The 10,953-nt window shown below is 64.6% G+C and carries 13 protein-coding genes and 1 other RNA gene; all 14 read right to left on the bottom strand.

All coding sequences use genetic code 11. The features are described from left to right. Positions 1 to 136: 136 nt before the first annotated feature. The 14 genes from GEV05_28310 to GEV05_28245 all read right to left on the bottom strand — a co-directional run bounded on the left by GEV05_28310 (position 137) and on the right by GEV05_28245 (position 10,836). Complete coding sequence (locus GEV05_28310) at positions 137 to 334, bottom strand: hypothetical protein (protein ID MPZ47195.1); 198 nt, start codon at positions 332 to 334, stop codon at positions 137 to 139. Between the two features lie 303 nt (positions 335 to 637). Further along, positions 638 to 1,009 (bottom strand): hypothetical protein, encoded by a 372-nt coding sequence (locus GEV05_28305; GenBank protein MPZ47194.1) that lies wholly within the window; start codon positions 1,007 to 1,009, stop codon positions 638 to 640. Continuing rightward, positions 972 to 1,406, bottom strand: coding sequence for a hypothetical protein (locus GEV05_28300; protein MPZ47193.1), 435 nt, complete (start codon positions 1,404 to 1,406; stop codon positions 972 to 974). The genes GEV05_28305 and GEV05_28300 overlap by 38 nt, the downstream gene beginning before the upstream one ends. After that, a complete protein-coding gene (locus GEV05_28295; protein ID MPZ47192.1) occupies positions 1,403 to 1,618 on the bottom strand; it encodes a hypothetical protein in 216 nt (71 codons plus the stop codon). The genes GEV05_28300 and GEV05_28295 overlap by 4 nt, the downstream gene beginning before the upstream one ends. 42 nt (positions 1,619 to 1,660) lie before the next feature. Beyond that, on the bottom strand, positions 1,661 to 2,071 hold the full coding sequence (locus tag GEV05_28290) for a hypothetical protein (protein MPZ47191.1): 411 nt from the start codon (positions 2,069 to 2,071) through the stop codon (positions 1,661 to 1,663). A 136-nt stretch (positions 2,072 to 2,207) separates the two neighbouring features. Further along, the gene (locus GEV05_28285) at positions 2,208 to 3,929 is read right to left on the bottom strand and encodes an AAA family ATPase (GenBank protein MPZ47190.1); all 1,722 of its coding nucleotides are present in this window, start codon (positions 3,927 to 3,929) and stop codon (positions 2,208 to 2,210) included. A gap of 293 nt (positions 3,930 to 4,222) precedes the next feature. Continuing rightward, entirely contained in the window at positions 4,223 to 4,483 is a 261-nt protein-coding gene (locus tag GEV05_28280; GenBank protein MPZ47189.1) for a hypothetical protein, read from the bottom strand. A 118-nt stretch (positions 4,484 to 4,601) separates the two neighbouring features. Further along, on the bottom strand, positions 4,602 to 5,306 hold the full coding sequence (locus GEV05_28275; protein MPZ47188.1) for a hypothetical protein: 705 nt from the start codon (positions 5,304 to 5,306) through the stop codon (positions 4,602 to 4,604). A gap of 113 nt (positions 5,307 to 5,419) precedes the next feature. After that, complete coding sequence (locus GEV05_28270; GenBank protein MPZ47187.1) at positions 5,420 to 6,661, bottom strand: DUF4102 domain-containing protein; 1,242 nt, start codon at positions 6,659 to 6,661, stop codon at positions 5,420 to 5,422. Between the two features lie 198 nt (positions 6,662 to 6,859). Beyond that, positions 6,860 to 7,253: a transfer-messenger RNA gene (gene ssrA / locus GEV05_28265) on the bottom strand. Between the two features lie 66 nt (positions 7,254 to 7,319). Further along, positions 7,320 to 7,937, bottom strand: a complete 618-nt coding sequence (locus GEV05_28260) for a hypothetical protein (GenBank protein MPZ47186.1) — start codon at positions 7,935 to 7,937, stop codon at positions 7,320 to 7,322. 139 nt (positions 7,938 to 8,076) lie between these two features. Next, entirely contained in the window at positions 8,077 to 8,748 is a 672-nt protein-coding gene (locus GEV05_28255) for an HAD-IA family hydrolase (GenBank protein ID MPZ47185.1), read from the bottom strand. Beyond that, positions 8,745 to 9,455, bottom strand: coding sequence for a bifunctional 2-polyprenyl-6-hydroxyphenol methylase/3-demethylubiquinol 3-O-methyltransferase UbiG (gene ubiG / locus GEV05_28250; GenBank protein ID MPZ47184.1), 711 nt, complete (start codon positions 9,453 to 9,455; stop codon positions 8,745 to 8,747). Before ubiG ends, GEV05_28255 begins: the two co-directional genes overlap by 4 nt. Before the next feature lie 43 nt (positions 9,456 to 9,498). Then, positions 9,499 to 10,836, bottom strand: a complete 1,338-nt coding sequence (locus tag GEV05_28245; protein ID MPZ47183.1) for a TRZ/ATZ family hydrolase — start codon at positions 10,834 to 10,836, stop codon at positions 9,499 to 9,501. Positions 10,837 to 10,953 lie beyond the last annotated feature (117 nt).

Raw genomic sequence — 10,953 nt, 5'->3', positions numbered from 1 at the left:
CGGCATGTCATGACTCCGCGGCGCGCCCTTACGCGGTACAAAAAGTCGATTTCTCCGGGGTCCAAATTACCCGCGGACGAAGGAACGCATCGGGAAGGACCCGCGACAATAACCCGCAGGTTATTCTTCGCGCGCATCACGCCGCCTTCTCCCACGCGGCCAGGATCGCAAGCGGATCGGCATCGACACGGCGCAATACATGCGAATGACATTCAGATTCGATCCGACAGATCATCAATTCTTCTTCAACCTCTGCCCGGAACCGATCGGCTTCCAGTCGTTTGATGCGCTCGGCACGCTCGGTCGGCGGGTCCGTCGGGTAAACCGAGCGCACCTATCCGCCGCATGATGGAAGCGTGCAAAGCATCTATGCCCATAGCATCGATAAGCGTCGGCCACGTCAGATCCGGCCACGCTGCATCACGGTTAACGGGATCGATGACTTTCGCGAACCGTTCACGCGTGCCGACCGATCGATCAAGCGTGGCTTGCAGTTGCGCGCGGAGTAGTCGATCGCGCTCTGCTTGCGGCCAAGGTGCGTCGCGCGTCGCGGCGATCTCGGACGTTAGCTTGGCGATCGTCGGCCGATGGCGATCGAGCGGTTTCATGCGTGGATCGCCGGCGCGAAGGATGGCAGTCATGGTGCGAGTCCGCGCATCTGTTCGCGTAGCCGGGCGCCATCGGTGCCAAGCGCTTCGACGAGCTTGTCGATCATGGCGAGGATTGCGCGCCGGTCCGCCCGGGGTTGCTGCTGCGCTTTCGTCGCGCGCTCTATCTCGCCTTCAATCTCGGCGAGCGTCTGGCGCGTCTCGGCTAACTCGCGGGCGATGCTTGGCTCGTTGGCGGGATCGTTCGCCGTGCCGGGCTCGGCATAGCGATTGAGCGCTTCGAGTTGCGCTTCGAGGTGAGGGAGCTTGCGCGCAAGCTCGCCGCGTAGCCGTTGCTGCCCGTCGACATGCGCGTTGCTCGTGTCAAGCTCGCCGGCGAGGGCGTCGGCGATGGCGGCCAATTCGCGGAGTTTCTTGCGTCCGAACGGTGAGGCTTGCGTTGACATCCGTGGCTCCCGAGACGACAGGAACGCTAACACCGTTTGGCGCAATCTGTTTGTCGCGAATTGGCGCGATTTGTAGGTCGAAGCGACATCCGCGAGTGATAACCCATGCCGCCATATCGCGAAGGTCGTACCGGATTTCGGGCAAGCGGTAGTACCGCGGACCTTCGCCCGTCAAGCGCCAGTTGCGCAGCGTGTTCGGGTGCTTTCCCAGGATGTACGCTGCGGCGATCTCGCCCGCCCATACGCCCCCGATGTGCTGGTGTCCGGGGGCGTCGGAGTCGTCGAGCATTGCGATGAATCGCAATACCCACGCGTCGACCTCGCGCGGATCGGGATCGGTCTGGCGGCTCATCGTCTCCGTGCGCGCTCGATCATTTCACCGCCGGCGCGCTCGGCTTGCTCAGATTGCTTTCGCCGCTTTTCCTCGCGTCTGCGCTCGCGATCGATGTATGCGCTCATTTTTGCGGCGACAAGGCCGGCGATCCGCTCTATCCGCGCGGCACGGACGCGCTCGGGATCGGGCTGGCCGCGGTGAGGCATGGCGGCCCCTTTGAGGTGCTTCATGCGTTGCCCTCCTTGAATGCCGGCACCCGGCCGGCGCGGTTGCTAGGTGCAAGACCCGACGATCTGGTGGCGCAGCCACATGAACGCGCTCTCCGGATCTCGAAGGCGACGCCACTTGCAGTTCGGGCCGCGTTCGGGTTTCCAGTTCTGGTCGAGCAGCGCGGCCGCGACGATCGCGGCGCCGTTCGGGACGTAGTCGAGAAACCCGAGCGCCGCGTTCCAATCCTCGGCGACGTGCTTTGCGCCGTAGCTGCTGAGGATCCGCCCGCGAGGCGCCTCGCGGCCGAGCAGCATCCAGCGTACGACTGCGGCCACCTCGGCCACGGTCGGCGGCCCGCACGGCGGTCGGCCGTCGCACGGCAAGCCCTCCGCGTCGATCCGGTGCCGCTCGGCAGTCTCGCGGCAGAGCCGGGCAAAGCCGTCGCCGGCGAGCACGCTGTCAAGGTCGGTCATCGCGGGGCAGCTCCCGTTTGCGTGCGCAACACTGCGTCCCACACTCTCCCCCTAAAGGGAGAGAGAGTGTGTGTACCGCGGTTTTGCGCGGGTTTTGCGCAGGGTTTTGCGCGGGTTTTGCGCAGCATCGTGGCGCTCATGTCGGTACCTCGACGAGCCCGTACCGCGGGTGTCGGCTGCCGTCGTAGGCGCCGAGCTCCGCGCGTTTGATGCGCTCGGCCTTGAGCAGCGCGGCCATTGCCTGCTGCAGCTCTCGCCGGGTCAATCCCTCGTGCAGCTCGTGCTCCATGAGCATCTTCGGGAGGTAGTTCCCGCCGGGTGCATGGCTACATGTCAACCCGAGCCGCGACAGCTTGCGCAGCCCATCCAGGACGACGCCCTGCGCCTTTCTGGCGCGCAGCGCGGCCATAACGCCGATTTCGCCTTCCTCGATCTGCTCGGGCACCAGCACGCCCTTGTCGAAGGTGAAACGCACGTAGTCCTTGGCGGAGTAGTTCGCTTTTCTCTTGCACAAAAAACGGACGTTGCCATCGGGTTCCTCCCCCTCCTTGATGGGCTCGTCCGGCAACCGGTCGCCGAGATACCAGCGCATGCGCACCGCATTTTCCCAGGCGGCTGAACCGGAGTACTCGCTGCCTTGCGCGCGGGAAGTGTGCCCAGTCAATAACGGGCAGAATGGCCGATCGCGCACGAGCCCATCGATGCCGTTGACGAACGCAGTCGTGTCGTGCGGCGCGTTCGGATTCGCGCCGAATACCTGCGCGATGTTGTCGAGCACGAGCACGTCGGCCCGGTAGTCGTTCACTTCCAGGCGCAATTCTTCGATCAGCGGCGTCCACATCGGGCGCCCGTACTCGGTCGTGTACAGCGTGTTTTCCAGTCCGCGGCGGGCGTCTATCGTGAGCCAGCCGGGTAGGTCGCGTATGCTGAGCTTCATGTGACGACAGATACGCGAGAGCCGGCGCCATATCTCGATGTCATCATCCTCGCAGAGCCAGAGCAGGACGCGCGTACGCTCGCGCGCCGGCCCAAGGAACGCGCGGCCAGCGGCCAGCGCCACGGCCATTTCGAGCAGCAGCAGCGTCTTGCCCATGCCGCCCAGCGCGGCGAGCAGCGTCGGGTGCCACGACAGCCAATGCGGGATGATCCACGGGAAGGCCGGCGGGTCGCGATCGGCCCATAGGGATAGGTCGACGATGTTGCGGGTCTTGGGTGCGCCCGCTGCAGAGCCCGCAGGCGCCTGCGTAGCGCCCTCGGGCGGCGGAACGTCGTCGAGGTAGGTCGGCGGCTCGTCCTTGCGTTGTGCGCGCTCTGCGTCGCTCGCAGCAGGTATCCTCAGGCACTCGGCAACGAATCGCCGCGCCGCCTCGGCTCCCTCGGCATCGAGTAGGTCGGCCACGTCCCATCCATCGTCGCCGGGTACCTCGAGCACCTCGGCCTGCGGCAGCACGCGCCGGATATCCTCGGCGGCTCGCCGGCCGGCATCGTCTCGATCCGGCCAAACGAGCACGCGCCGGCCTCGTAACGGACTCCAGTCGGATCTACGGACCGCCGCGGCGCCGCCCGCCCACGCCATGCAGATGTATTGAGCGCCGAGCGCCACATGCGCGGCATCTGCGCATTTCTCACCCTCGCAGACCAGCACGGGTGCATCGGGCATCCGCGCGAGCCGATCGAGCCCGTAGAGCGGCCGCGGCGCGGGATAGGCGCGTTGCTGCCAACGTGATCCATCCCATGTCCACGGCCGGATCTGCTTTCCCTGCGGCGTGTCGTACCGGGCGATGCGATACGACGGCCGGCCATCGGCATCGCGATAACACCACGTATAGGACGGTTCACCCAAGCGAGCATCGCGCATGTCGGGCTCGCCCTCGGGAACCGGCGAGATTGGCGCTCTCGGGGCCGTGGACGCGCTACGAGCGCGGCGCGGTGCGATGTCACGCGCTCGGCCGGTGAGGAGACCGCGGGCCGTCAATGCATCGCGTATCGCGTCCTGCGGGCACCCGGCCCGGCAGTGCCAGAGCAACCGCCCATCGTCGGCCTCGTGCAGCGCTAAGCTCGGGCGCTTGTCGTCATGGCAGGGGCATATCGCGACATACCCGGCGCCGTCGCGCCGTGCACCGCCGAGCGCGTCAGCGATTTGCTCGGGAGTCATGCCGCCTTCTGCGCATCAGCAAGCCTACGCAGATAGACAGGTGGCGGCTCAATCACAACGCGCTTGCGGCCGATCAGGATTGATTCCGGACGCAACGGTTCGGGCAACTCGTAGTAGAGGGATTTGCCGAAGCCTACGATACCCAGGTACTCGAAGAGCGGCCAACCACACTTGAATTCCGGGGCAATTGGCGTCTTAACTTTCGGGCCGCGCGCCGGCTTGTTACGAGTAGCCTTGCGCTTCGATCGCGTTCGCATCTCTGATCTCCACGGACGAACGCGGAAAGCTTGCTAAAACGCGAATCGAAATGGAAGATCAGAAATGAACCTGACCGGACGGTGAGGTTCGCGAAGTGAAACTCACCGTCGCTGAGTTTCAAAATTGTTTGCGGCGGAGCTTCCCGATGTATTGAGGAGTGGGTCCGGCCGTGCGTTTCCAGAGATCGCTGCGTGCGAATATTTTTGACAGCGTCTTGTTTATTGCGTGCTCCGGTACTCCTTGTTGCAGTAGCTTCTGCGCCGCCCGAGTCACTTCCTCGCGCAGCGCCGCGCTCTTGGCTGCTCGCTGTCTCTTGCTTTCCTCCGTTGCCCCAGCTACCCGCTGTTTCTTTTCGAGCGTCCTCGCACGCGTGCTATCGATAGACGCACCTCCCAATTCGACCATTTGATACAACGCATGGCCGGCCGCAGCGAAGTTCGCGTAAGTTCGGGATAGGGCTGCAAGCGCCGCGGCGGTGTAGGCTTGCTTCATCATGGCTTCGGCAATCGCGTTTAACGCTTGCGATTCCGATCCAGCCCGCAAGCGGCAATGCAGTATGCGCTTGACGTAGTATGCCGTCGCGTCCTTGCGGGTCCGCCCCTTCTCCATGAGCCATGCGATAGCCGGCTCGACGTGGTCTAGGTAGATGCCATGTCCCAGCTTGGCCTGATCGATGACGATAGCATGGCTGCTACCACCGAGCACGCCCGAGCGCGCCAAATCGATGACCAGGTCTATTTCGCCGAAGTACTCGAACTGCCACTCCAACCACTGCTTCTCTGACGGCTCACCGGGGGCACGTGGCGACTTGCGGCTGGACATCAATGCGTCCCCTCTACGCCCCCCTTGGGTGACGGTGGGCGCCGCGTCGGGCCGGCTAAGGGGATACCGGCTTTTCGGTGATCAGCCTAGACGCGGCGTTGTGATGATGCCCGCTACGCTCTCTTGAATGCCACTATGTCGGCGCCATCGCGCGCGGCGAGGAGTTGCGACTCATACCATTGCAGAAGCTCTCGCCGTAGCTCGACGCGCTTTGCGTGATCGTAGGGAGCCGCCGATGCATTTCCAACAACATGATCCAACTGCGTCTCGATCAAGTCGTCGGCCTTGCCGTGATTGCGACATGTGGTGCTGAGTACGGACCGCCAAGAGTGTGGGGAATGCTGATTCGCCAGGTTGAGCGTGCGGCGGTAGAATTTTTCCACGGCTTCGCGGGTGATATGCCTCGCCGGATCGCGCGGGGCGGGGCAGACGTACTCCGAGGTTCCGGCGTCAACATGCTTCCACTCGCGCAGCGCGGCCAGCAAACCAGCGGGCAGCGGTATTTCGTGGTCGCCGCGGTCGGCTTTCTTGTGCATCTTCATCCGCTCTCGTGGGATTCGCCAGATCTCTGCCGCAAAGTCGATTTCTGCCCACGTCGCGCCAACGACTTCGGATATCCGCTGCGCCGTGTAGACGAGGATCTGATGCGCACGTTGCACACCCTTGGCGGGATCGGCCGCGCGAGCCGCGCGCAGGATCTCGCCAACGCCCGGTAGCGCGGTAATGGCGGGGTAGCTTCGCTTCTCAAGTCGCGGCGCATCGCCCCGTGACGGGGCAGGCAAGGGGTTGCCCGGGATCAACCCGCGCACTACCGCGTCGTTCAAGATTCCATGCAGGCGTTGCTTCACCTTGGGAAGCATGTGTGGCGAAGTGTCCTCGATCTTGTCGAGGATCGGCGCCAACAGCGGCGCAGTGAGTTCCCCTAATGGCAGCGGGAATATCGCGCCCAGGTGATTGCGGATGCTCGCCTCAACCTCGCCGCGGTAGTCCTCGGTCCAGCGCCGGCGGCGGGCTTCCCGGTGCACCCAGGCATCTGAAACCGCCTCGAAGGTGTTCGCCGTGGCGGTTGCCTTACGCATCTTCTCGACGCGCTTGTGCGCGGTCAGGTGCTTGCCCTCGGCTACGAGCTTGCGGAGCTTGTCGGCCGCCTCGCGGGCTTCGGCCAAGGAAACCACCGGGTATTTGCCGATCGTGGCGGTCTGCGGCTTGCCATTCAGGCGATAGCGTAGTTGCCAGGATTTGATGCCGCTCGGGGCGACGTAGAGGTAGAGACCGTCGCCATCGGCGAGGCGGTGCTTCTTGGCCGTGGGTGGCGCTTTTCGGACCTTCGCGTCGGAAAGCAGGTGACGCGCCATTTTCCCTCCGAAATGGTGGTAACGCGTTCCCAGTCATGGGCGGGATATGGGGTAATTGGAGTTCGCAGACCCCATTACCCCGTCGGTTACCACCATTCTACGCGGATGCAGGCGGACAATCAAGGATGTTTGCGCACTATGGCGTAGAGTGAAACAGGCGAGAAAAAGCCCCCGTTAGGGGGCTTTCATAGGGCATAGTGGTGGAGGCGGCGAGAATCGAACTCGCGTCCGTAAGCCCTCCACAGGCAGGTCTACATACTTAGCCTGGCCGTTTGGGGTCTCGCCTCGCGCCCGCCGGCCGGCGGGCTGACGCTTGGCCAGTCGCTTCGACGGATCCACCCGGTCAAGCGACCAAACCGGGCAGAGGGGCTGATGTAAATGACGCTGCACCGAGTGAAACAAGCTTGGCTTGCGCCTCGCTTACCCGGCCTAGCCCATCAGCAGACTAGTGCAGCGTCTAGCCGGTGTTAGGCGGCTAGAGCGTAACGCTCGTCGTTGGCGTTTATAGCGTTTCCAGATGGATTTACGAGGTGACTGGTCCTCGGTATGCACTGCACTGCTTCGTGACCCACGTCGAAACCAGGTCGCCCCCGGTGTTCGTTTGGGCGCTCTAGAGCGCCCAAGTCATTATCGCAGATGGGGACAGGATGCGGCGCTTTCAACCGGGATCGGCCAAGCCGATCGGCCCCGCAGCGTCGGACCCCGCCGAGGGACCGGTCTCCGCGGGTGCCGCATCCTGCAGCGCTGGGGCCGGTTCCGCGTCAGCCGGTGTCTCCTTCTGCTTCAGCACGTTGCCATCGTCCTCGCTCATATCCTGCCAGTCGCAAGGACGACCCTTCTTGGTCGGCACGGTCATCACGCCGGTGATCAGACCGAACGTGCCGCAGTAGGGCATGCGGTCGACTTCGTTGGCATGGATGTAGTACTTGTCACCATTGCGCTCGATACGCATGGTGCCCTTGATGAGATTGATCACCGTGCCTGCCTTGGAATCCACCCATTGCGCACGCCCGTCGCCCGGCCAGGATTCGAAGGAGCAATGGAAGGGACCGCTGCTGCTCCAGTAGGCGATGTAGACCGGCTTGTTCTTCACCGTTTCCATCACCAGCCGGGTCTGCTTCTCGTAGGGGCCGACCTTGCATTGGTGGCGTTGCTTCGGCCCCTGGACAACACGCTTGCTCTTAACCTTGTCCTTGCTCTTGCCATTCTGCTGTGCATAGGCAGGCGCCAGGGCAAACGCGACGGCGACCGCCACTGCCATCGAGCGCAGAAGCATGAAGACTCTCCTCCGGTGAGCAATTGGTCGTTGGATGAGGAAGCTATTCTCGTCGGCGATCGAGCCGGGCGTCAAACCGGGGTGCCGGTTTTACATGCCGGGTGGAAGCGGGCGGCTCAAAATGCAACCTTACGTACCATTACGAAATGGCTGCGAGCAGCTCGAGCGGGTGGCGCAGCCTCAGGTCCGCCGGCCACAGCTCGGGCGGGTTGCCCAGTCCGAGGTAGCCGTATTCGGCGACCGCGACGCGCATGCCGGCGGCCCGGCCGGCGATCATGTCGCGCTCATCATCCCCGAGGTAGATGCACGTAGCCGGCTCGACACGCGCGATACCGGCCGCAGCGAGCAGCGGGCCCGGGTGCGGCTTGCGGTGGGGTGTGGAGTCGCCGCTGACGACGCAGGCTGCCCGCTCCAGCAATCCCAGAAGCCGCAGCAGCGGAAGCGTGAAGCGTTCGGCCTTGTTGGTCACGATGCCCCAGCGCAGCCCCCGTGACTCGATCGCTTCGAGGAGCGCTTCGATCCCGGGGAACGGCCGCGTTTCGCGGCAAAGATCGCGTTCGTATAGTGACAGGAACTCGGCGGCGAGGCTTTCGTAGCCCGGATCTCCGGGCGCGATCCCGAAACCCACGCCGAGCATTCCTCTGGCACCGCTCGAGGCCACCTTGCGAACCTGCTCCAGCGGCAAAGGCGGCTTGTCGCGCGCGCGCAGCAGCGTGTTCAGGGCGTGGCCGAGATCAGGCGCGGTGTCGGCAAAGGTGCCGTCGAGATCGAACAGGATGGCCTGCGTTCGAGCCGGGTCGGAGGCATTCACTGGGATGTCTGTTCGTTACGACAGTACATGATGTAGTTGACGCTGGTATCCGGTTCCAGGGCGTAGCGGCGCGTCACCGGGTTGTAGGTCATGCCGATCAGGTCGATCACTTCCAGCCCGGCGTGGCGGCACATCGCGGCGAGCTCCGAGGGCCGGATGAACTTGGCGTAGTCGTGCGTGCCACGCGGAAGAAGCCTGAGCAGATATTCGGCGCCCAGGATCGCGTACAGATAGGCCTTCGGATTGCGCGCGATGGTCGAGAAGAAAGCCGACCCGCCCGGACGCAGCAGCGTGGCGCACGCGCTCACCGTGCTTTGCGGATCGGGAACGTGCTCGAGCAGCTCCATGCAGGTCACGATATCGAACCGGGCCGGTTGCTCCTGCGCGCAAGCTTCGGCCGAGATCAAGCGATAGTCGACGCTGCGCCCGCTTTCGTACAAGTGCAGCTGGGCGACCTTCAGCGCCCGCTCGGACAGGTCGATTCCGCTCACGCGCGCACCGCGCTCGGCCATCGCCTCGGTGAGGATCCCACCGCCGCAGCCGATGTCCAGCACTTCCTTATTGGCGAGGTTCGCCTTGCGATCGATGTAGTCCAGACGCAGCGGATTGATATCGTGCAGCGGGCGAAACTCGCTGCCCGGATCCCACCAGCGGTGCGCGAGCTCGCTGAACTTGGCGATCTCGGCCGGATCGACGTTGACGGTCATGACGGGTCGGGGCTGGGCGGCAATGGCATCGAGGTCGGCGACATCAGGTTCGGCGCGCCGTCCCGCGCGCGTGCGGTGCAATGCGTGCCTGCCAGGGGGTAGCGAGGTGATGGGCGGCGCGCAGTTCCGGCCGGGTCAGCTCGCCGCTCTCGAGCGCGGGCTCGCCGCCCACCCAGACGTGGCTCACGTTGTGCCTGCCGGCCGCGTACACGAGGTGGGACACGGGATCGTAGCACGGCGTCAACTCGGGCGCCCCGAAGTCGACTGCAACGATGTCCGCCGCCTTTCCGGGTGCGAGGGAGCCGACCACGCCATCCAGCCCCAGCGCCCGTGCGCCGTTCAGTGTCGCCATCTTCAAGACCTCGTGCGCCGGCAATGCGGTCGGATCGTTCGCCACCGCCTTGGCGAGCAGCGCCGCCTGGCGCATTTCGGCGAACAGGTCCAGGCGGTTGTTGCTCGCCGCGCCGTCGGTGCCGAGGCCCACGTTGACACCGGCAGCAACGAGCTGCGCCACCGGCGCCATGCCGCTCGCGAGCTTCAGATTCGACGAGGGACAGTGCGCGACATGACAACCGTGGGAGGCGAGAAGCGCTACTTCCTCCGTCGACAGATGCACGGCATGCACCGCGACCAGGTTCGGGCCGACCAGCCCGAGGCTGCGCAGGCGCTCGAGCGGTCGGCGGCCGTCGCGCGCGCTGCCTTGCGCGATCTCGTCGGCGCTCTCGTGCACGTGCATGTGGATCGGGAGGTCCAGCTCGTTGGCGTACGTGGCTACCTGGACGAGCGCCTTGTCGCCCACCGAATACGGCGCGTGCGGCGCGAAGCAGAAGGAGAGCAGCGGTTGAGCACGCAATGAATCGCGCAGGGCGAGGCCCTTGCTGAGATAGTCGGTCGGGTCGGAAGCATAGGGCGAGGGAAAATCGACCACGATCATCCCGATCGCCGCGCGCATGCCGGCTGCGATAGCGGCCCGCGCCGCGGCTTCGGGAAAGAAATACATGTCGTTGAAAAGGGTCACGCCGCCGCGCAGCATCTCCGCGCAGGCGAGCAATGTCCCGTCGTAGACGAAGGACGGCGAAGCTTCGCGCATCTCCACCGGCCAGATGTGCTGCTGCAGCCATTGCATGAGCGCGATGTCGTCCGCGATGCCGCGAAGCAACGTCATGGCCGCGTGGGTGTGCAGATTCACCAGGCCGGGGATCAGGACGTGCCCGTCCAGGTGCACCTGGCGTGCAGGAGCGAATTGCCGCCGCGCTTCCTGCACCGGCAGCAATGCTTCGATGCGCCCGTCATGAACGGCGAGCGCATGCTCCTCGAAAACGCCGGCGGGCTCGACCGGGACGATCCAGCGGGCTTCGATCAGGCAATCGATAGGCTTCATTCGGGCTCGCGGCAACGGGCGCCATGAATCATTACCCGCGGACACTAGCAAGAATATCGATTCATGCCTATCCGGTCGGCGGGGGCTCATGTCGCGAACGAAGGCGACGTGATGCCG

The sequence above is a fragment of the Betaproteobacteria bacterium genome (genome assembly GCA_009377585.1).
In the GTDB taxonomy this organism is placed as follows: domain Bacteria; phylum Pseudomonadota; class Gammaproteobacteria; order Burkholderiales; family WYBJ01; genus WYBJ01.
The sequence above is the reverse complement of the archived record's forward strand: the minus strand, read 5'-3'. Positions and strand labels throughout refer to the sequence as shown.